This is a genomic window from Methylobacterium sp. TK31, from assembly GCF_055361545.1.
Genome location: NZ_CM143964.1, coordinates 4,681,129 through 4,700,268 on the forward strand (window position 1 = coordinate 4,681,129; position 19,140 = coordinate 4,700,268).

A 19,140-nucleotide genomic window follows, 5' to 3' on the forward strand; every position below is an offset into this window, starting at 1 on the left:
CGCGGCGCCGGGCTCCCCCCGCCAAGCCGCTTGGCAACGCCCTTGGCGATTCCCTTTGCAACGCCCTTGGCGATTCCCTTTGCAACGCCCTTGGCGATTCCCTTGGCAACGATCCGGTGGTCCCCTCTCGCGCCGGCGCCCGGCGCGGGGTAGGACGCCGCCCGGTGAAGAGAAGACATTCGGATGGCCGCCTTGACTGACCAGATCGCCCTGACGCGCGACCGCGCTTCGGCCCGGAAGAAGCCCGGCGGCCTCGGCGACTCGCTCTTCCGCGCGGCCTCCTACGGCGCGGCGCTCCTGGTCCTGTTCGTGCTCGCCGGCATCCTGGGCTCCATCGCCTACGGCGCCTGGCCGGCCTTCGCGGAATTCGGCTTCGGCTTCATCACCTCCAGCGCCTGGAACATCGGGCAGGAGCAGTACGGCGCCCTCGTGGCCATCGTCGGCACCCTGGCCTCGGCGGTCCTCGCCCTGCTCATCGGCGTGCCGCTCTCGCTGGGCATCGCCGTCTACCTGACGCAGCTCTGCCCCGGCTGGGCGCGCAAGCCGGTCTCGATGACCATCGAGCTCCTCGCCTCCGTGCCGAGCATCATCTACGGCATGTGGGGCCTGTTCGTGTTCGCGCCGCTCTTCGCCCGCTTCGTGCAGGTGCCGGTCTCGAACCTGGTCGAGGGCATGCCCATCGTCGGCACCCTGTTCTACGCCCGCGTCCCCTCGGGCGTCGGCATCCTCACCGCCGGCATCATCCTGGCGATCATGATCGTGCCCTTCGTGGCCTCGATCACCCGCGACATGCTCGACCAGATCCCGACCGTGCTGCGCGAGAGCGCCTACGGCATCGGCTGCACCACCTGGGAGGTGGTGCGCTACGTCCTCGTGCCCCAGGCCTCGGTCTCCATCATCGGCGCGATCATGCTCGGCCTCGGCCGGGCGCTGGGCGAGACCATGGCGGTGACCTTCGTCATCGGCAACGCCAACCGGCTCTCGGGCTCGGTCTTCGACCCGGGCTCCACCATCGCCTCGCGCATCGCCAACGAGTTCAACGAGGCCGACGGCCTGCAGCTGAATTCGCTGATGGCGCTGGGCTGCATCCTCTTCGTCATCACCTTCTTCGTCCTGATCATCGCCCGCATCCTCACCCGCCGCGCCAAGGTCGCGTGAGGCCGATCGCCTGAAGCCTCCCCCCGTTCTCCGAGACGTCAGGAACCCGTCATGGACGCTGCCAACCCCCTCGCCACCACCGCCCCGCCGGCCCGGATCAGCCGAATCCGCTCCAGCCGCCGGATCGCCGACAAGACCCTGATCCTGGCCAGCACCCTCGCGACCCTGGTCGGCATCGTCGTCCTCGGCTCGATCCTGTTCATGCTGGTGGTCGAGGGCATCAAGGGCTTCTCGCCCACCCTCTTCACCGAGCCGACGCCGGGCCCCGGCTCCGAGGGCGGCGGCATCGCCAACGCGATCCTCGGCAGCCTGGTGATGACCCTCCTGGGCATCCTGGTGGCGACCCCGGTCGGCGTGATGGCCGGCACCTTCCTGGCGGAGTACGGCCGCAACTCGAAGCTCGCCGACGTCATCCGCTTCCTCAACGACATCCTGCTCTCGGCGCCCTCGATCCTGATCGGCCTGTTCGTCTACACGCTGATGGTGCGCCCGATGGGCTCCTATTCCGGCTGGGCCGGCGCGGTGGCGCTCGCCATCATCGCCACCCCGGTCATCGTGCGCACCACCGAGGACATGCTGCGCCTCGTGCCCGCGACCCTGCGCGAGGCCGGCGCGGCGCTGGGCGCCCCGCCCTCCATCGTGATCAAGAGCATCACCTGGCGCGGCGCCAGCGCCGGCATCGTCACCGGCATCATCCTGGCGCTCGCCCGCATCGCCGGCGAGACCGCGCCGCTGCTCTTCACCGCGCTGAACAACAACAGCTGGTTCGGCGGCAACCTGATGGGCGGCATCCCGAACTTGCCCGTGATGATCTACCAGTTCGCGCTCTCGCCCTACCCGAACTGGCAGCAGCTGGCCTGGGCCGGCGCCCTGCTGATCACCGTCACGATCCTCGCCCTGTCGATCGTGGCCCGCTTCGTCATCAAGTCCGAGCGCTCGCGCTGACCTCCGGCGCGCCGCAATCCCCCGCCTTCCGACCGACAGGATCTTGAACCGATGAACGCCGCCCCCGGGATCACGTCCGCGCAGCTCACCGGACGCCACAAGGCCGACGAGACCTCTCCGGTCCGCATCGCCGTGAAGGACCTGAACTTCTACTATGGCAGCTTCCATGGCCTGAAGTCGGTGAACCTCAACTTCCACGACCGCCAGGTCACGGCGCTGATCGGCCCGTCGGGCTGCGGGAAGTCGACCCTGCTGCGCACCTTCAACCGGATCTACAGCCTGTATCCGGAGCAGCGCGCGGAGGGCGAGATCCTCCTCGACGGCCAGAACGTCCTGGATTCCCGGGTCGACCTCAACGAGCTGCGCTCGCGCATCGGCATGGTGTTCCAGAAGCCGACCCCGTTCCCGATGTCGATCTACGACAACGTCGCCTTCGGCCTGCGCCTCTACGAGAAGCTGCCCAAGGCCGACCTCGACGTGCGCGTCGAGGAATCGCTCCGCAAGGCCGCCCTCTGGGACGAGGTGAAGGACAAGCTCAAGCAGTCCGGCATGGGCCTCTCCGGCGGCCAGCAGCAGCGCCTCTGCATCGCCCGCACCGTGGCCCAGCGTCCCGAGGTGATCCTGTTCGACGAGCCGACCTCGGCCCTCGACCCGATCTCCACCGGCCGCATCGAGGAGCTGATCGAGCAGCTGCGCTCGGAATTCACGATCGTCATCGTCACGCACAACATGCAGCAGGCGGCGCGCATCTCGCAGTTCACCGCGTTCATGTATCTCGGCGAACTGGTGGAGTTCGGGCCGACGACGCGCATCTTCATGAATCCCGAGAAGCGCCAGACGCAGGACTACATCACCGGCCGCTTCGGCTGATCCTCGGCAGGTCGGAACCGACCCGTGCGGGCCGGTTCCGGCCCGCGCCAGACACCATCAGGGCGGGCACCCGACAGGAGGCCCGATCGAGGAGCACACCCATGCCCGACCACATCGTCACCTCCTACGACACCGACCTCGAGGATCTGCGCCGCTCGATCTCCGAGATGGGCGGCATCGCCGAGAAGATGATGGCCGAGGCCGGACAGGCCCTGGTGCGCCGCGACTCGGCCCTGGCCCAGGCGGTGATCGCCGCCGATGCCCGGCTCGACACCCTCCAGCGCGAGATCGAGGAGCGGGCGATCCTGCTCATCGCCCGGCGCCAGCCCCTGGCCATCGACCTGCGCGAGACGGTGACGGCGATCCGCGTCTCGAACGACATCGAGCGCATCGGCGACCTCGCCAAGAACGTCGCCAAGCGCGTGGTGGCGATCGCCGACCAGATCCAGCCGCAGAAGATCGTCATCGGCGTCCAGCACATGAGCGACCTGGTCCAGGAGCAGCTCAAGGACGTGCTCGACGCCTATACCGGCCGCGACATCAAGGCGGCCCTCCACGTCTGGGAGCGCGACGACGCCATCGACGCGCTCTACAACTCGCTCTTCCGCGAACTCCTGACCTACATGATGGAGGATCCGCGCAACATCTCGTTCTGCACGCACCTGCTGTTCGTGGCCAAGAACATCGAGCGCATCGGCGACCACACCACCAACATCGCCGAGACGATCCACTACCTCGTCACCGGCGAGAACCTCCTGGCCGAGCGCGAGCGCCCGAAGAACGACGCGTCCAACTACGCCACCGTGGACCTGCCCGGCACGGTCTGACCCCGCGCCGATCTGATCGAAAGCGCACGATGAGTACGCGTATCCTGATCGTCGAGGACGAGGAGGCCCTGACCCTCCTCCTCCGCTACAACCTCGAGGCCGAGGGCTTCGTCGTCGACTCGGCTGCCCGCGGCGACGAGGCGGACCTGCGCCTGCAGGAGCAGGTCCCCGACCTCGTCCTGCTCGACTGGATGCTGCCGGCCCTGTCGGGGATCGAGCTCTGCCGCCGCATCCGCGCCCGGCGCGAGACCGAGCGGCTGCCGGTGATCATGCTCACCGCGCGGGGCGAGGAGGGCGACCGCATCCGCGGCCTCGGCACGGGGGCGGACGACTACATCGTCAAGCCGTTCTCGGTGCCCGAGCTCCTCGCCCGGGTCCGGGCCCTGCTGCGCCGGGCCAAGCCCGCCCACGTGGCCAACCTGCTGGTGGCCGGCGACATCGAGCTCGACCGGGTCAGCCACCGCATCCGCCGGGAGGGCCGCGAGATCCATCTCGGGCCGACCGAGTTCAAGCTCCTCGAATTCCTGATGCAGAGCCCCGGCCGGGTGTTCTCCCGCGAGCAGCTCCTCGACGGGGTCTGGGGCCACGACGTCTACATCGACGAGCGGACCGTCGACGTCCATGTCGGGCGCCTGCGCAAGGCCCTGAACCGCCCGCGCCAGAGCGATCCGATCCGCACCGTGCGCGGCTCGGGCTACTCCTTCGACGAGATGTTCGAGGCGGAGGCGGAGTAGCCGACCCGGCGCCGAGCCGTGCCCGCCCTCAGGCGAACGGCCAAGCCCGCCGCTAGGCGAACGGCCAAGCCCGCCCTCAGGCGAACAGCCGAGCCCGCCGCCTAGGCGAAAAGCATCGTGTCGGTGGGGAGGTGCACGGTGAAGGCCTTGCCCTCGTCGATCCAGCCCGGGCCGGCGGCGCCGTGGTTGATGCCGGCGGCCTCCTCGGCATTGCCGGCGAAGTGGTGCTGGCCGGTCTGAGTGTTGAAGAAGCGCTCCAGGGTCACGCTCCCCGGCGCACCCGCATCCGCATAGGCCTCGAAGGCGACGCCCTCGTACTTGTAGGTCGGGGCGGTCTTGATGACCTGGTCGCGCTCCGACACGCTCGTGGTGAAGAAGTGGGCGTTCGAGGCGGTGTCGAAGAACCGGAACACGTCGACGGTGCCCGCGCCCTTGGCCGGGGCCGCCCACGGCGTGCCCTCGTAGCTGAACCAGGGCAGCGTCTGCTGGATCTGCGCCTTCTCGGCCGTGCTCGTCGTGTAGAAATGGTCGCCCGTATGGGTGTCGTAGAACCGGTACACCGCCGTGACGGCGCCCTCGGCCGGGGCGCTGGCGACGGGAGGGCTGGTGACGGTGGGGCTCGCGACGGGCGTCACGGACGCCGCCGGGACCACCGGAGCGCCGTAGAGGGCCTGGATGCCCGCGATGTCGCCCGCCCCGAGGGCGGTGATGGAGGGGTTCAGGACCGCGTTCATCACCTCGGGCTTGGCGTTGTAGTGGTCGAGGCCGAGGGCGTGGCCGATCTCGTGCAGGGCCACCACCGCGAGGTCGACGTTCTGGGTGCTGACCACCCGGGCGCCGGCGGCGTGCCAGCCCTCGCCGCTGTCGAAGGTCACGGCCGCCGACTGCATGCGCTGGCCGCTGTAGGAGTAGTTCGCGTAGCCGAGCGTGTTGCCGAGGCCGTCGATGCCCCCGAGGGTGAAGTCGATCTGCGCCGCCGCCGTGGAGGCGACCTGCTGGAAGGTGATGTTGGCGTAGGACGCCCAGGCCGCGAAGGCGCTCTGGAGGATGCCGACGAAGGAGGACGGGATCGTGCCGTCGAAGGCCCAGGTGACGATGCCGCCGCCCGTGCCCGCCGCGCCCGCGCCCCAGCGCGGTCCCTCCAGCGCATAATCCCCCATTCGCCATTCCTCCCGTCCGCGCGGGCCAGGGTCGGCGGGAGGCGTTACGAATGTCTTAACCGGCGGCCCCGCCCCCGGGGCGTATCCTCACACGATGCTGCGCACCACGCCGCCATCCACCCGGAGGGCCGCCCCGCTGGTGGCGCTGGCGGCGGGGCTGCAGATGTAGGCGACCATGCTGGCGACCTCCTCGACGGTGGCGAGGCGGCCGATCAGCGAGGTCGGGCGGTGCTCGGCGACGAAGGCCCGGCCGGCCGCGTCGAGGTCGACCGCGCCGCCCGTACCCCCGTCCTGCCCCTGGGCCATGCTCTTCATGAACTCGGCGACGCCCTCGGACAGGGTCGGGCCGGGCAGCACGCTGTTCACGGTGACGCCGCTGCCCGCCACGGTCTCGGCGAGGCCCCGGGCCACCGCGAGCTGGGCCGTCTTCGTCATCCCGTAATGGACCATCTCCACCGGGATGTTCACGCCGGATTCGCTGGAGATGAAGACCACCCGGCCCCAGCCGCGCTCGACCATGCCGGGGGTGTAGGCCCGGGACAGGCGCACGCCGCTCATCACGTTGGTGTCGAAGAACCGGTGCCAGTCCTCGTCCGGGATCTCGAAGAAGGGCTTCGGCTCGAAGATGCCGGTGTTGTTCACCAGGATGTCGACGTCCGGCAGTCCGGCGACCACCCGGGCCGCCCCGTCCGGGTTGGCGACGTCGCCGGGCGCCCCGATGAAGCCGGCATGGCCGGTCTCGCGCTTCAGGCGCTCCACGGCGTCGCGGACGCGGTCCTGGGTGCGCCCGTTGATGGCCACGTTCGCCCCGAGCTCGCCCAGGGCCTTGGCAATGGCGTAGCCGATTCCGCTGGTGGAGCCGCTGACGAGGGCGCGCTTGCCGGACAGGTCGAGATGCATGGGATCGTCCTTCGTGAGGGCCCGGCCCCCGTGCGGCCTCTGCCCGCCCGCGGGCCGGGCCACGGGTGGCCTTCGTCCGGTTCAACGCGCGGGACGGGCGCTGGTGCGATCGGCGCGGCCGCTCAGCCCCGCGGGCTGCGCCGCAGGACGCTGGCCACCGCGCCGAGGCTCGCGAGGCCGACGGCGCACCACAGGGTGGCGGCCACCGGACCGGCCGGCGCGCCGCCCTGGTGCAGGCCGAAGATCACCGCCACCAGGGCGGCGCCGAAGGACTGGCCGGTGAGGCGGGCGGTCGACTGCATGCCGCTCGCCCCGCCGCTGCGCTCGCGCGGGGCGCTCGTGATGATGACCTTGTTGTTGGGCGACTGGAACAGCCCGAAGCCGAGGCCGCACAGGGTCAGGCGCCAGGCGATGTCGAGGTGGGACGCGCCCGGCGGCAGCAGGGCGACCGCCGTCAGGCCGCAGGCCATCAGGCCGAGGCCGGCGCCGCCGAGGAGGCCCGGCGCGTAGCGGTCGGCGAGGCGCCCGGAGATCGGGGCCATCAGGGCGATCGCGATGGGCCAGGGCGTCATCAGGAAGCCGGTCTGCGTCTCGGACAGGCGCAGCACGTCCTGGAAATAGAAGGGCAGGGCGACGTAGGCCATCATCTGCGCGCCGAAGGAGGCGATCGAGCTCACCATCGACAGGGCGAAGGCGGGGATCCGCAGGAGGTCGACCGGCAGGAGCGGCCGCGCCATCCGGGTCTGGGTCCAGACGAAGACCGCCCCCACCGCCACCGCCGCGCCGATCTCGGCCAGCGCCACGCCCCGGCTCGCCGGGTCGCCGAGCCCGTCGACGCCGATGATGAGGAGCCCGAAGGTGAGGGCGTTGAGGACGGCGCTGCGGATGTCGAAGCGCCCGCCGCTGCGGGGCGTCACCGGCAGGGTGCGGGCCCCCACCGTGAGGGCGATCAGGCCCACCGGCAGGTTGACGAGGAACAGCCAGGGCCAGGTCGCCACGGAGAGGATGGCGGCCGCCACCGTCGGCCCCGCGGCGGAGGCCATCGCCACCACGAGGGCGACGTTGCCGACGCCGCGCCCGATCAGCCGGTGGGGATAGATGAAGCGCACCAGGGCGATGTTCACGCTCATGATCCCGGCCGCGCCCAGCCCCTGCGCGATCCGCGCCGCCACCAGCCAGTCGAGGCTGGGAGCGAAGGCGCAGGCCACGGAGGCCGCCGTGAACAGGACGAGCCCGGTCAGGTAGACCCGGCGGTAGCCGAGGATGTCGCCGAGCGAGGCCAGCGGCAGTAGCGAGGCCGTCACCGCGATCTGGAAGCTGTTGGTCACGAAGATCGCCGCGGAGGGCTCGACCGCGAGGTCCTTGGCCATCACCGGCAGGGCGACGTTGACGATGGCCCCGTCGAGCACCGCCATGGTCATGGCGAGGCCGATCGCGAGCAGCGCCAGCATGCGCTCGCGCACCGGCAACCCGTCCGTCCCGCCATCCATCCCGCCCTCCGTCGGGGGCTTCGCTTCGGCGCTTGGGGCATCCTTCGTCATGGACGGACCCCTGGGACGCGGCGCCGGGTTTCGCAAGGGGCGGCGCGTTCCGAGGTGTCCTTTGTCACCTCGGCCGGGCGGTGCTCGGCTCGGATCCGCCCTATGTCACGGCGGACGCGCCCCGCTGCGCGCCGCTGCCGGGAACTCAGATGGACGCGCTTCTCAAGATCTCCGCCCTCGTGCTGGCGGCCCAGATGTCCCTGATGCCTGTGTCCCTGGCGCCCGCCATTGCCCAGCCGGCCGCCCAGACTTCCGCCGCCGCGGAGGCGACGCCCCTCGGCATCGGGCTCGAGGGCTTCGCCTATCCCTACCCGGTCTTCTTCCTGGAGCGGATGCGCGACGGCGAGCGCCAGCGCCTCGCCTACATGGACGTGCCGGCGGAGGGGCAGGCGAACGGGCGCACCGTCCTGCTCCTGCACGGCCGCAATTTCCCGTCGAGCTACTGGCAGCCGGTGATCCAGGCGCTCAGCCGTGCGGGCTACCGCGCGGTGGCGGTCGACCAGCTCGGCTTCGGCAAGTCGGCGAAACCCGTCGGGCCCTACACCTTCGACGCCATGGCGGCCGACACCGTGGCGCTGCTCGATTCCCTGAGCCTGGCGCGGGTCGACGTGGTGGCGCATTCCATGGGCGGCATGCTGGCGGTGCGCCTCGCGCGCAATGCCCCGACGCGGGTCAACAGCCTCGTCCTCGAGGCGCCGATCGGCCTGGAGGATTACCGGTTCACGGTGCCGCCGGTCTCCGACGCCACCCTGCTGCGCCTGGAGGGCGACGCCACGGCGGAATCCTACCGCCGCCAGCTCATGACCAACTACGCCCTGTCGCTGCCGGCCTCGGCCATCGAGCCCTTCGTGTCGCTGCGCGAGCGCGTGAAGGGGTCGGGCGAGTATCCGCGCTGGCTGCAGTCCTTCGTCAATTCCTACCAGGCGATCTGGGGCCAGCCGGTGGTGCACGAGATCCCGCTGATCGCCGTCCCGACGCTCTTCGTCATGGGCGAGAACGACCACAACGCCCCCGGCAAGCCCTTCGCGCCGGAGGCCCTGCGGGCCGGAATGGGGCGCAACGCCGAGCATGCGCGGACGCTGGCCGGCCAGATGCCGAGCGGCCGCGCCGTGGTGCTGCCGGGCATCGGCCACCTCGTCCACATGGAAGCGACGGACCGATTCAACGCCCTGACGCTCGAATTCCTCGACGGTCACTGAGCGCCGGGCCACCGCAACGGGAGATACGTCATGAGTCAGAGCCTCGATGTCGGCGTGATCGGCCTCGGCCGGATGGGCCGCGGCATGGCCGCCAGCCTGGTCCGGGCCGGGCACCGGGTCCGGGTCTGGAACCGCTCGCCGGGCGCGGCGGAGGGGCTCGCGGGGGTGACGCCGGTGGCGAGCGCCGCCGAGGCCTTCGCGGGGGACGCGGCGGTGACCATGCTGGCGGACGACGCGGCCCTGCGGGCCGTGATCGTCGAGGGCGGCCTCCTCGACGGCGGCACCCGCCCGGGCCTGCACCTCTCGATGAGCACGATCTCGGTGGCCCTGGCGCAGGATCTCGCCGCCATCCACCACCGCGCCGGCGTGCCCTACATCGCCGCTCCGGTCTTCGGACGCCCGGACGTCGCCGAGGCCGGGGCCCTGAACATCGTGGCGGCCGGCGACCCGGAGGCGATCGCCCGGGCCCAGCCGCTCCTCGACGCCATGGGCGCCCGAACCTGGGGCTTCGGGCCCGCGCCGCACCGTGCCAACGCCGTCAAGCTCGCGGGCAACTTCATGCTGATCGCGGCGATCGAGGCGATGGGGGAGGCGGCGGCCCTGGCCGAGGGGCACGGGGTGGCGGGGGCCGATCTCCTCGACCTCCTGACCAGCACGCTGTTCGCCTCGCCGGTCTACAAGAACTACGGCGGCCTCATCGCCGCCCGGCGCTACGAGCCGCCGGGCTTCAACCTCAAGCTCGGCGCCAAGGACGTCGGTCTGGCGCTCGCCGCCGCCGGGGCGGCCGGCGTGCCGATGCCCTTCGCCAGCGTGCTGCGCGACAACCTCATCGAGGCGATCGACCACGGCGACGCCGACAAGGACCTCGCCGCCCTGGCGGAAGTGGCCCGCCGGCGCGGCCGGACGACCTGACCTCCCGCGCCCGCCGGCTCAGCGGGCGAAGACGAACAGCGACACACCGACCACCACCGGGACCAGGGCGACGACGCCGATGAACAGCGGCATGATCCAGCCGCTGCCGTTCTCGGGCTTGGCGGCCTCCCGCGCCTTCGGCGGCGCCGCCTCGGTCCTGCGGGCGAGGGCGATGCGCTCATGCGAGGGCGCGTTGCCCGCCGCCTCGTCGTCGGTGCCGAGCTGCGACAGGCCGGGATCGTAATGGGCGACCTTGTCGCCGGTCCGGCCGCTGTCGATGTCCGCCTTCAGCATGGCGGTGGTGGGCCGGTCGGAATCGGGCGGCGTCTCGACCGCGAGGTTGCCCGGGGCGGGCGGCGTTTCAGATCGCAAGGTCATCGGGGGCTCCGTGTCGGGGCGCGTATCGGTCGAGGGGGCAACGCGCCATGGCCTCGCCCGTTCGCCGCCGCCCAGCGACGCAGGCGCGCGACGCGGGCTCAGGACCGGTCGGAGGCGTCGCCCTTCGGCTTCGGGCTCGGGTCCGAGATGTGGCGCAGATTCTCCGGCGGGGTCGCCGCCTCGACCGCCTCGACGCTGGCGATCGATCCGCCCGAGACGGCATCCCGGCGCGGGAAGTCGGAGGCGATCCGGGCCGCTTCCGCCTCGCCGCCCGGGTCCGATTGCAGCGTGTGCTGCAGGCGGTCCGGCAATCCGACGTCCCGGGCCTCGTCCTGGCCCAGATCCTGGCCGTTACGATCGGTGTAGGGGTCGAAGTCGCGCAGGTTCGGGCGGGCGGGGGCGTCGGACGGCTTGCGGGTATCGGACATCGCGGGGCTCCGGGGCGGGGGATCACAGGATGGCATGGATCACGGGATCCAAGGATCACGGGACGGCTGGCGTGACGGAATCGGCTTGGCCGGAGACCGCGCCGCGGGGATCGTCGGGCGGGATCGGGGCGTGCCCGACCCCGTCGGGTCTTCCGCAGGCTGCCACCGCCGAGTCGATAACCGCCGCCGGATCGCTTTGTTTCGCCTCGGCCGGGCCCGCGCGGCGAGGGGCCGCGGTGGCGGGGCGCCGGCGCCGTCAGGCGGCGCCGCGGGCCATGATGCCCGTCCCGACCACGCGGTCGGTCGCCTGCGCCGTGACCTGGTTCCGGCCGTTGTGCTTGCTGCGGTAGAGCGCGGCATCGGCCCGGGTCACCAGGCTGTCGCTGGTCTCGCCGGGCCGGAACTCCGCGACCCCGAAGGAGCAGGTGCGCGCGCCGGCGACGGGCAGGGGCGTCGCCGCCAGGCGCTGGCGCAGGCGCTCGGCGAGGGCGATGGCGGCGTCGAGGCCGGTCCCCGGGCAGACGATCATGAACTCCTCGCCGCCCCAGCGGCCGAGGGTGTCGGCGGGCCGCACGCCCTCCGCCAGGACCGCCGCGAGGGCGACGAGCACCCGGTCGCCGACCTTGTGGCCGTGGCGGTCGTTGATCGCCTTGAAGTGGTCGACGTCGGCCAGGATCACGCAGAGCGGCGCGCCCTGCGCCTGGGCCGCCTCCGCCGCGGCCTCGAGGGCACCGTCGAGCCGGCGCCGGTTGTCGAGGCCGGTGAGCAGATCGGTGTTGGCGAGGCGCTCGAGGTCACGCGTGCGCTCGGCGACGCGGACCTGCAGCGAGGCGTTCATCTCGCGCAGGTCCTGCATCAGCCGGGCATTCTCCTCGAAGGCGCGGCGCAGGCGCCGGACCATCGTGTTGAGCGTGGTCGCCAGCGCATGCAGTTCGTGGCGTCCCCCCGCCGTCAGCTTCAGGGGCCGCGCGCCCAGGGTATCGGCGTCGAGATGCGCCAGGAAGCGGCTGATCTGCGCCAGGGGCCGGCCGACCATGTGGCGGATCACCATGAAGAAGATCAGCCCGAGCACCAGCGACTTCAGCGCCGAGTTGATCAGGATCACGATCAGGGTGTTCTTGACCCGGTCGATGGCGATGGCGTCGTTCGAGTGGAGCGTCCACGCGCCGGTCGGATAGCGCTGGCCGTCGCGCTCGGTGTGGACCAGGGCGAAGGTGCGGCTGATGGGCCGGCCGTAGCCGGGGTCGACCGGGGTCTCGCCGCCGTCGCGCGCCACCCGCACGGCGCTGCCGTCCGGCCCGGTCACGGTCCCGAGGGCTTGGACGCGCCGGCCGCTCTCGTCGCGCACCTCGACGCCGAGCACGGCGGGCAGCTCCGTCATGCCGGTCAGGATGCCGGTGAGCACGGCGGCGTTGAAGCGCCACAGCGCGTCCTCGATCCCGGGGCTGAAGGTCCGCTCCATGGCGGACAGGTCCTCCTGCAGGCGATCGCTGGCGCGGCGGTACTCGATCGCCATCTGGACCCCCGTGAGGGCCACCGCCACCACGATGTAGCAGCCGAAGATGATCCGCATCAGGCGGGTCGCGAGGGCGCGGCTGGGGATCGGGACTTCGACGCCCGCGGGCGGACCGGCGGGCGCGGCCCTCCATCGACGGAACGGCGATCGGCGCATCGGCGACCCTACTCGCTGGAGAGGAAGGACGAATCGTAGACCGCCCGGAGGGTGGCGCGGTCCTCCGGCGCGGACCACGCCTCGACGATCTGCCGGAACGCGTCCGTGGGGCGGACCTCCGCCAGGATCGCGTCGATCCGGTCGATGACGGCCCGCCCCCAGGGCGTGCGCGCGCACATCACCCGGCTGAAGACCGGAGCCGGATTCTCGGTCATGGGCAGCCCGATCCAGGGCCGGGGCTCGCCCAGCGCCCGGGCGTAGTAGGCCGCGATGTCGGCGTACTCGATCACGTAGTCGAGGCGTCCGTTCTGGAACATGCGGAAGGCCTCGTCGAACTCGGAATGCAGCTGCGGCGCGCCGGCCTCCCGCAGGATCGGGTCGATGGCCGGCCCCATCGACCGGTTGCGCAGGACGCTGGTGCGGAGCTCCGGATGCTCCGTGAGCAAGCTCCGCAGCGAGAGCGGCGAGAGGGCGTCGAAGCGGGCGCGCGCGTCCTCGCGGACCACGATGCGCAGGGGATAGAACAGGCCCGTGGGCCGGGAGAAATACGCGAAGGCCTCGCGCTCCGGCGTCCGGACGCCGCCCACGAAGCACCACGCCGCGCCCTGCTTCATGCCGCTGATCGCGCGGGGAAACGGCACGGTGATCGTCTGGTGCGCGTAGTCGTCGAGGTGCGTCATCAGGAGCTGCCGAACCCGATCCGAGATCCCGGTATCGGCTTCGGGGCCCTCGGTGATCATGTAGGGGGCGGCCGTGTAGACGGTCCAGGTGATCTGCCGGGGGGCTTGCCGGCTCGCCGGGGCCGGTGCGTCCGCCTCGCCCGCGCGTGCGCGCGCCGCGAGGGCCAGCCCGACGCATCCGGCGAGGGCCGTGAGGCGGAGGCGAGACCGCGGGCGTCGAAGGGAGCGGGCCATCGCTACGGCCAGTCCGCCGCCGTGGCCGGGCGGCTCAGCGCACCGACGGCGGGACGGCCCTGTCGGAAGCGGTGGCGGTGAAAGCCTTGCGGCATGGTCGGCGATCCGGTTGCAAATCTCCCGACTCATGCCACCGCAAGGCTCAATGACAGGTTAACCGAGGCGCAGGAGAACGTTCTGTGCAATGGTATGACAATAGGCAATCGTAAGTCGGCTCGGGCAAGCATGATGTTCGAAGGTCGATCTTCCGGCGAAAGGCTGAAATGCAATTGGTTTTTTTGGGCAGATTTTGATTCCGAGATGTTTAGCGGATTGCTTCGTGTGTCGAGAAGTCTTGCGATCTGTCCGGTATGATGGCCTGGTCTGCGAAGACACGTGGGATGTCCGCGTCCACGGTTTCGTGCTGTCGAAGACGGAGGCTCCCTCAGCGCCGAAGATGGCCGAGCGGCAGGGCGGTCGTGTACTTCACCTGTCCCAGGGCGAAGCTGGAGCGGATGCTCGCGACCCCGGGGATCCGGGTGAGGTAATCGAGCACGAGCTTCTGGAACTGGCCCAGATCCTCCACCACGACGCGCAGCATGTAGTCGGCCTCGCCGCTCATCAGGTAACACTCCATCACCTCGGGACGGTGGCGCACCGCCTCGTCGAAGGCCTTGAGTGTGGTCTGGGTCTGCTTCTCCAGCGTGACGTGGACGAAGACGTTGACCGTCAGCCCGAGGGCGATCGGATCGGCCACCGCGACGGAGCGTTGGATGACGCCGCTGGCCTTCAGGTCGTTGATCCGGCGCCAGCACGGCGAGGTCGAGAGCCCGACCTCCTGGGCCAGCTCGGCGACGCTGATCTCGCTGTCCCGTTGCAGGCGTTCGAGGATGCGCAGGGAGGCGTCATCCAGCGTGATCGATCGTGGCGGCATGATCTGTCCCCGAGCCGGTAGAACGCGGCATGTTCTTCCGATTGTCCCGCTCTAGCCGGAAAACCGGGACGAACATACCGGCTCGCGGGACATAAACATCCCAGGATGCGGCCCCGTCCGCGACCTGTCCGCGGACCCTCCCCATGGCCGATTCCTGCTCGCCGCGTCTGGCCTCGCCACCCTTGGCACCCGCCCGTCCCCGCATCGCCGTGCCGACGGGGGTCTGGCTCGGCCTGATGGTGCTGTTCTGGGGTCTGAGCTGGCCGGCGATGAAGCTCTGTCTCGAGGCCGCTCCGCCCCTCTGGCTCGCGGCCCTGCGCTTCGCCAGCGCCGGAGCGGTCCTGTTCGGGCTCCTCGGCCTCACCGGCCGCCTGCGCTGGCCGCCCCGGGCCGACTGGCCGGTGCTCGCCAGCGTGGGACTCCTGCAGATGATGGCCTTTACGGCCCTCGGCCTGATCGCGATGCGCCACACCGATGCGGGCCGGGCGGCGCTGCTGGCCTATACGACGCCGGTCTGGGTCCTGCTCGGTGCCGGCCTGGTGCTGCGCGAGCGCCCGTCGCGCCGGCAGGGCGTCGCGATCCTGCTCGGCCTCGTGGGCGTCGCCGTGGTGTGCTCGCCGATGGGCATGGATTGGACCGATCCCGACGTGCTCCTGGGCAACGGCCTGCTGCTCGTCTGTGCCCTCTGCTGGGCCGGGGTCATCCTGCATGTCCGCCGCCACCGCTGGCGGGCGCATCCCCTCGACCTCGCCCCCTGGCAGATGCTGCTCGCGGCGGTCCCGCTCGCCGTCGCCGCCTTCGCGGTGGAGGGGCCGCTCGCCGTCGCCTGGTCGCCGCGCCTCGTCGGGCTCCTGGTCTTCATCGGGCCGGTCGCGACGTCGCTCTGCTTCGTGATCTTCGCGACGATCGGCCGGCGCATCGACAGCTTCACGATGGCGAACGCCACCCTCGGGGTTCCGGCGGTGGGCCTCCTGTCCTCCGCCCTGCTGCTGGGCGAGCGCCTCGGCCCCGCCCTGCTGGTCGGCCTCGGCTGTCTCGCCGCCGCCCTGGTCACCGCGGCGCAGGACGCGCGCCGCCCCTGACCCGGACCGGATCTGGTCCCACTCCTGCTTTCAAGAGTCCTGCTTCCGGGAGTCCTGCTTCCGAGCGGGGCACGGTGACGAGACGGATCGAAGCGACATGCAGGACGACGAGACACGGGTGGAGAGCCGGGACCGAGTGGGCTCGATCTGCCGCTCCCTGCGCCGGGCCATCGTCGAGCGGGCGATCATGCCCGGCGACCGCCTGCCCGAAGATGCGCTGGGCGAGCGCTTCGGCGTCAGCCGCACCATCGCCCGCCAGGCCCTCGGGCAGCTGGCCGGGGAGGGGCTGGTGGAATTGCGGCGCAACCGCATCGCCGTGGTGGCGACCCCGAGCTGGGCGGAGGCGCGGGACACCTTCGACGTGCGCATCAGCCTGGAGCGCCTCGTGGTCGCGCGCCTCGCCGGCCGGCTCACGCCGGACCAGCAGGCGGCGCTCGACGCCCATATCGGCCGGGAGGAGGCGGCCCAGGGCGGCGCGGACGGGGCCTCGATCCGGCTCGCCACCGAGTTCCACCTGCTGCTCGCGCAGATGACCGGCAGCCCGGTGCTGGAGCGCTACGTGGCCGAGCTCGGCTATCGCTGCGCCCTGGTGCTCTCGCTCTACAGCCGGCCGCATTCCGCCGAGTGCGGGGTGAGCGAGCACCGCGCCCTGGTCGCCGCCCTGGTCGCGGGCGACCTTGAGCGCGCCATGGCGCTGATGGACCACCACCTCGACGCGGTGGCCGAGCGGGCCCGGATCGTCGCGACCCCGCCGCGGGAGCGCGACCTCGGACGCCTGCTCGCGCCCTATATCGAGCCCGTGGGCGGCTGAGGGTCGCTCAGGTGTTCAGGCCGTGCCGGCTGAGGATGCGCTCGGCGCTGTCGTTCCAGACCTCCATGGTCACGATCAGGCCGTCCCGCACCGTGAACCGGTCGACGTAGCGGTTGCCCTCGAAGGGCGTCCCGTCCGGCCATGCGCCGTAGAGCGTGCCGAGGCTGTAGACCGTGGTGACGCCCTCGCCCGGCACCACGTCGAGGCGCTCCATCCGCTTCTTCACCCAGGCGTAGCGTCCGGCGTTGAAGGCCGTGACCCCGCGGGGATGGCCGAAGGTGCGCCCGCCCGTGAACACGATGGTGATGCCCGGCGCCATGTAGGTCGCCGCCCGCTCGGGGTCGGGCACCATTGAGGCTTCGAGATAGGCGGTGACGTTGGCGGCGTCGCGGGCGGTGGCGCTGGCGGTGGTGTCGGTCGAAAGCGCGGTCATGGCGGAATCTCCGGGGGCACGCTCCTCCCTGCCGCAAATGCCGCCAAAGTGCATGCAATAAGTGTATGCACTTTGGCGCTTCCGGAGGCACCGGGCCGGGGCGTCGCGAAATTTCGCCAGCAAGGTCAAGGCCGAAGCCGCTGGCACGGGGGTTGCGGACCGGAGCGCGAAGCACCCGTCGGAGACACCCCCATGCGCAGCCGTCCGATGCCGCCCCTGACCCGCCGCCTCGCCCTGGGCGCCTGCCTGCTCCTCGGGCTGCCGCTGGCCGGCGCGGCCCGGGCCGAGGAACCGATCCGGATCGGCCTCGTCACGGCGCTGAGCGGGCAGTCGGCCAAGTCCGGGGAGGCGATCTCCCGCGGCATCGGGCTCGCCATCGACGAGATCAACGCCGGCGGCGGCGTGCTCGGCCGGCCCCTGGAACTGGTGGCGCGGGACGACGAGGCCAACCCGTCGAAGGGCGTGCTCGCCGCCCGCGAGCTGATCCAGCGGGTCGGCGTGGTGGCCCTGGTCGGCGGCCTCGACACGCCGGTCTCGATGGCGCTGGTTCCCATCGCCAACCAGATGAAGGTGCCCTTCCTCGGCCCCTGGGCCGCCGGCACCGGCATCACCCGCAACGGGGCGTCCGACAACTACGCCTTCCGGGTCTCGGCCGTGGACGCCCTGGTGGACGAGGCCCTGGTCGCCTACGCGGTGAAGACGCACGGGGCGAAGAAGCCCGGGATGATCCTGGTCAACAACGCCTGGGGCGAGTCGAACCAGCAGGGCCTGACCGCGGCGCTGAAGGCCGCCGGCCTGCCCGCCGCCGGCATCGAGAAGTACGAGGCGGCCGACCTCGACATGGTGCCCCAGCTCACCCGCCTGCGGGAGGCCGGCGCCGACACGCTGTTCCTCGTCGGCAATGTCGGGCCCTCGGCCCAGGTGGTGAAGTCCCTCGACCGGATGGGCTGGAGCGTGCCGGTGGTCTCGCACTGGGGCCCGGCCGGCGGGCGCTTCGACGAGCTCGCCGGGCCGAGCGCGGCCAAGGTCCACTTCATCCAGACCTTCACCTTCGCGGGCAACACCAGCCCCAAGGCCCTGGCCGTCCTCGACGCCCTCAAGAAGAAGTACCCGGCGATCAAGTCGATGGCCGACGTCACCCCGGCCGTGGGCATCGCCAACGCCTACGACGCCACCCACCTGCTCGCCCTGGCGATCAAGGCCGCCGGCTCGACCAAGGGGCCGGAGGTGCGCGACGGCTTCTACAAGGTCGCGGCCTATCCGGGCCTGATCAAGACCTACGACAAGCCCTTCGCGCCGGGCCAGCACGACGCCCTCGGGCCGCAGGACTACGTCTTCACCCGCTTCCAGAACGGCGAGATCGTCGCCGTCACGAACTGAAGGCGCCGGGCCGATGCTCACGGGAACGCTCATCACCGGCCTCGGCCTCGGCAGCATGTACGGGCTCGTGGCGCTCGGCTTCCACATCACCTACGCGGTCTCGGGCACGGTGAACTTCGCGCAAGGGAGCGCCGTCACCCTCGGGGCGGTGCTGGGCTACACCCTGGCGGTCACGCTGGGCTGGCCGATGCCGGCGGCGATCCTCGGGGCGCTGCTCGGCTGCGCGCTCCTCGGGGTCGCGGTCGAACGCCTCCTGGTGCGGCCCTTCGTCGAGAAGGGCTCGGAGGCCTGGCTGCTCGCCACCGTGGCGGGCGGCATCGTCCTCGACAACGCGATGCTGTTCACCTTCGGCAAGGAGCCGCGCAGCCTGCCCTCGTCCCTGGCGGTGACGCCGGTGGAGATCCTCGGCACCGGCATCTACCCGCTCCAGCTCCTGATCCCGGTGGTGGGGCTCTCGGTGGCGGCGGCGATCCAGGTCCTGTTCCGCCGCACCGATCTGGGCCGGGTGCTGCTGGCGGTGGCGCAGAACGCCGACGCCGCGCGGCTGATGGGCATCGACGTCCGGCGCACGGTGGCCTGCGCCTTCGCGCTCTCGGCGCTGCTGGCCGGGGCCGCCGGCCTGCTCATCGCGCCGCTGTTCTCGGTCTCGGCCGAGATGGGGGCGCTGTTCGGGATCAAGGCCTTCGCGGTGGCGATCCTGGGCGGCATCGGCTCGGCCACCGGCGTGGTGCTGGCCGGCCTGCTCTACGGGCTCCTCGAGGCCGGGGTCACCGCGACCCTCGGCTCCACCTACACCCAGCTCGTGGTCTTCTCGGTGATCATCCTGGCCCTGGCCCTGCGCCCCGATGGGCTCCTCGGCCGCGCCGCGATCAACAAGGTCTGA

Annotated in this window: 20 protein-coding genes; 11 read left to right on the forward strand and 9 right to left on the reverse strand. The window is 71.4% G+C overall.

Annotated elements, in window-relative coordinates; all coding sequences use genetic code 11:
- Positions 1-183 precede the first annotated feature (183 nt).
- From pstC to phoB, 5 genes are all read left to right on the forward strand, one after another.
- Entirely contained in the window at positions 184-1,158 is a 975-nt protein-coding gene (pstC, locus tag ACXJY8_RS21860) for a phosphate ABC transporter permease subunit PstC (RefSeq protein ID WP_463773682.1), read from the forward strand.
- 51 nt (positions 1,159-1,209) lie between these two features.
- Positions 1,210-2,103, forward strand: a complete 894-nt coding sequence (pstA, locus tag ACXJY8_RS21865) for a phosphate ABC transporter permease PstA (protein ID WP_463773684.1) — start codon at positions 1,210-1,212, stop codon at positions 2,101-2,103.
- 51 nt (positions 2,104-2,154) lie between these two features.
- A complete protein-coding gene (gene pstB, locus ACXJY8_RS21870; protein WP_463773688.1) occupies positions 2,155-2,973 on the forward strand; it encodes a phosphate ABC transporter ATP-binding protein PstB in 819 nt (272 codons plus the stop codon).
- A gap of 101 nt (positions 2,974-3,074) precedes the next feature.
- A complete protein-coding gene (phoU, locus tag ACXJY8_RS21875) occupies positions 3,075-3,800 on the forward strand; it encodes a phosphate signaling complex protein PhoU (protein WP_463773691.1) in 726 nt (241 codons plus the stop codon).
- A gap of 29 nt (positions 3,801-3,829) precedes the next feature.
- Entirely contained in the window at positions 3,830-4,534 is a 705-nt protein-coding gene (gene phoB / locus ACXJY8_RS21880) for a phosphate regulon transcriptional regulator PhoB (RefSeq protein ID WP_108035295.1), read from the forward strand.
- Positions 4,535-4,635: 101 nt separating this feature from the next.
- On the opposite strand, the gene ACXJY8_RS21885 is transcribed toward phoB, so the two are convergent.
- The 3 genes from ACXJY8_RS21885 to ACXJY8_RS21895 form a co-directional block, all read right to left on the reverse strand.
- Entirely contained in the window at positions 4,636-5,694 is a 1,059-nt protein-coding gene (locus ACXJY8_RS21885) for a matrixin family metalloprotease (RefSeq protein ID WP_463773694.1), read from the reverse strand.
- 87 nt (positions 5,695-5,781) lie between these two features.
- Positions 5,782-6,594: an SDR family NAD(P)-dependent oxidoreductase gene (locus ACXJY8_RS21890; protein WP_463773696.1), complete on the reverse strand. Its 813-nt coding sequence runs from the start codon at positions 6,592-6,594 to the stop codon at positions 5,782-5,784.
- Between the two features lie 122 nt (positions 6,595-6,716).
- Entirely contained in the window at positions 6,717-8,084 is a 1,368-nt protein-coding gene (locus ACXJY8_RS21895) for an MFS transporter (protein ID WP_463780903.1), read from the reverse strand.
- Positions 8,085-8,284: 200 nt separating this feature from the next.
- Between ACXJY8_RS21895 and ACXJY8_RS21900 the strand changes: the two genes are divergently transcribed.
- Together ACXJY8_RS21900 and ACXJY8_RS21905 are read left to right on the forward strand one after the other, a co-directional pair.
- Entirely contained in the window at positions 8,285-9,334 is a 1,050-nt protein-coding gene (locus ACXJY8_RS21900; RefSeq protein ID WP_463773700.1) for an alpha/beta fold hydrolase, read from the forward strand.
- A 30-nt stretch (positions 9,335-9,364) separates the two neighbouring features.
- Complete coding sequence (locus ACXJY8_RS21905; protein WP_463773703.1) at positions 9,365-10,246, forward strand: NAD(P)-dependent oxidoreductase; 882 nt, start codon at positions 9,365-9,367, stop codon at positions 10,244-10,246.
- 18 nt (positions 10,247-10,264) lie between these two features.
- Here ACXJY8_RS21905 and ACXJY8_RS21910 read toward each other — a convergent pair whose 3' ends face one another.
- The 5 genes from ACXJY8_RS21910 to ACXJY8_RS21930 form a co-directional block, all read right to left on the reverse strand.
- Positions 10,265-10,624: a hypothetical protein gene (locus tag ACXJY8_RS21910; protein WP_463773705.1), complete on the reverse strand. Its 360-nt coding sequence runs from the start codon at positions 10,622-10,624 to the stop codon at positions 10,265-10,267.
- Positions 10,625-10,722: 98 nt separating this feature from the next.
- A complete protein-coding gene (locus ACXJY8_RS21915; RefSeq protein WP_463773707.1) occupies positions 10,723-11,052 on the reverse strand; it encodes a hypothetical protein in 330 nt (109 codons plus the stop codon).
- A gap of 256 nt (positions 11,053-11,308) precedes the next feature.
- Positions 11,309-12,625, reverse strand: a complete 1,317-nt coding sequence (locus ACXJY8_RS21920) for a sensor domain-containing diguanylate cyclase (RefSeq protein WP_463773710.1) — start codon at positions 12,623-12,625, stop codon at positions 11,309-11,311.
- Between the two features lie 107 nt (positions 12,626-12,732).
- A complete protein-coding gene (locus tag ACXJY8_RS21925; protein WP_463773714.1) occupies positions 12,733-13,638 on the reverse strand; it encodes a TIGR02285 family protein in 906 nt (301 codons plus the stop codon).
- Positions 13,639-14,062: 424 nt separating this feature from the next.
- Positions 14,063-14,551 (reverse strand): Lrp/AsnC family transcriptional regulator, encoded by a 489-nt coding sequence (locus ACXJY8_RS21930; protein WP_463773718.1) that lies wholly within the window; start codon positions 14,549-14,551, stop codon positions 14,063-14,065.
- Between the two features lie 143 nt (positions 14,552-14,694).
- Between ACXJY8_RS21930 and ACXJY8_RS21935 the strand changes: the two genes are divergently transcribed.
- Both ACXJY8_RS21935 and ACXJY8_RS21940 read left to right on the forward strand, forming a co-directional pair.
- The gene (locus ACXJY8_RS21935) at positions 14,695-15,633 is read left to right on the forward strand and encodes a DMT family transporter (RefSeq protein WP_463773723.1); all 939 of its coding nucleotides are present in this window, start codon (positions 14,695-14,697) and stop codon (positions 15,631-15,633) included.
- Positions 15,634-15,730: 97 nt separating this feature from the next.
- Positions 15,731-16,444 (forward strand): GntR family transcriptional regulator, encoded by a 714-nt coding sequence (locus ACXJY8_RS21940; RefSeq protein ID WP_463773726.1) that lies wholly within the window; start codon positions 15,731-15,733, stop codon positions 16,442-16,444.
- 7 nt (positions 16,445-16,451) lie between these two features.
- Here the strand turns inward: ACXJY8_RS21940 and ACXJY8_RS21945 are convergent, their stop codons facing one another.
- Positions 16,452-16,877: a nuclear transport factor 2 family protein gene (locus ACXJY8_RS21945; protein ID WP_463773728.1), complete on the reverse strand. Its 426-nt coding sequence runs from the start codon at positions 16,875-16,877 to the stop codon at positions 16,452-16,454.
- A gap of 192 nt (positions 16,878-17,069) precedes the next feature.
- Between ACXJY8_RS21945 and ACXJY8_RS21950 the strand changes: the two genes are divergently transcribed.
- A complete protein-coding gene (locus ACXJY8_RS21950) occupies positions 17,070-18,257 on the forward strand; it encodes an ABC transporter substrate-binding protein (protein ID WP_463773731.1) in 1,188 nt (395 codons plus the stop codon).
- Between the two features lie 13 nt (positions 18,258-18,270).
- Positions 18,271-19,140, forward strand: a complete 870-nt coding sequence (locus ACXJY8_RS21955; protein WP_463773733.1) for a branched-chain amino acid ABC transporter permease — start codon at positions 18,271-18,273, stop codon at positions 19,138-19,140.

What these genes read in the sequence shown, in the direction of transcription:
- pstC (WP_463773682.1), top strand. Translation starts at nt 184, where the DNA reads ATGGCCGCCTTGACTGACCAGATCGCCCTGACGCGCGACCGCGCTTCG.
- pstA (WP_463773684.1), top strand. Translation starts at nt 1,210, where the DNA reads ATGGACGCTGCCAACCCCCTCGCCACCACCGCCCCGCCGGCCCGGATC.
- pstB (WP_463773688.1), top strand. Translation starts at nt 2,155, where the DNA reads ATGAACGCCGCCCCCGGGATCACGTCCGCGCAGCTCACCGGACGCCAC.
- phoU (WP_463773691.1), top strand. Translation starts at nt 3,075, where the DNA reads ATGCCCGACCACATCGTCACCTCCTACGACACCGACCTCGAGGATCTG.
- phoB (WP_108035295.1), top strand. Translation starts at nt 3,830, where the DNA reads ATGAGTACGCGTATCCTGATCGTCGAGGACGAGGAGGCCCTGACCCTC.
- ACXJY8_RS21885 (WP_463773694.1), bottom strand. Translation starts at nt 5,694, where the DNA reads ATGGGGGATTATGCGCTGGAGGGACCGCGCTGGGGCGCGGGCGCGGCG.
- ACXJY8_RS21890 (WP_463773696.1), bottom strand. Translation starts at nt 6,594, where the DNA reads ATGCATCTCGACCTGTCCGGCAAGCGCGCCCTCGTCAGCGGCTCCACC.
- ACXJY8_RS21895 (WP_463780903.1), bottom strand. Translation starts at nt 8,084, where the DNA reads ATGGATGGCGGGACGGACGGGTTGCCGGTGCGCGAGCGCATGCTGGCG.
- ACXJY8_RS21900 (WP_463773700.1), top strand. Translation starts at nt 8,285, where the DNA reads ATGGACGCGCTTCTCAAGATCTCCGCCCTCGTGCTGGCGGCCCAGATG.
- ACXJY8_RS21905 (WP_463773703.1), top strand. Translation starts at nt 9,365, where the DNA reads ATGAGTCAGAGCCTCGATGTCGGCGTGATCGGCCTCGGCCGGATGGGC.
- ACXJY8_RS21910 (WP_463773705.1), bottom strand. Translation starts at nt 10,624, where the DNA reads ATGACCTTGCGATCTGAAACGCCGCCCGCCCCGGGCAACCTCGCGGTC.
- ACXJY8_RS21915 (WP_463773707.1), bottom strand. Translation starts at nt 11,052, where the DNA reads ATGTCCGATACCCGCAAGCCGTCCGACGCCCCCGCCCGCCCGAACCTG.
- ACXJY8_RS21920 (WP_463773710.1), bottom strand. Translation starts at nt 12,625, where the DNA reads ATGCGGATCATCTTCGGCTGCTACATCGTGGTGGCGGTGGCCCTCACG.
- ACXJY8_RS21925 (WP_463773714.1), bottom strand. Translation starts at nt 13,638, where the DNA reads ATGGCCCGCTCCCTTCGACGCCCGCGGTCTCGCCTCCGCCTCACGGCC.
- ACXJY8_RS21930 (WP_463773718.1), bottom strand. Translation starts at nt 14,551, where the DNA reads ATGCCGCCACGATCGATCACGCTGGATGACGCCTCCCTGCGCATCCTC.
- ACXJY8_RS21935 (WP_463773723.1), top strand. Translation starts at nt 14,695, where the DNA reads ATGGCCGATTCCTGCTCGCCGCGTCTGGCCTCGCCACCCTTGGCACCC.
- ACXJY8_RS21940 (WP_463773726.1), top strand. Translation starts at nt 15,731, where the DNA reads ATGCAGGACGACGAGACACGGGTGGAGAGCCGGGACCGAGTGGGCTCG.
- ACXJY8_RS21945 (WP_463773728.1), bottom strand. Translation starts at nt 16,877, where the DNA reads ATGACCGCGCTTTCGACCGACACCACCGCCAGCGCCACCGCCCGCGAC.
- ACXJY8_RS21950 (WP_463773731.1), top strand. Translation starts at nt 17,070, where the DNA reads ATGCGCAGCCGTCCGATGCCGCCCCTGACCCGCCGCCTCGCCCTGGGC.
- ACXJY8_RS21955 (WP_463773733.1), top strand. Translation starts at nt 18,271, where the DNA reads ATGCTCACGGGAACGCTCATCACCGGCCTCGGCCTCGGCAGCATGTAC.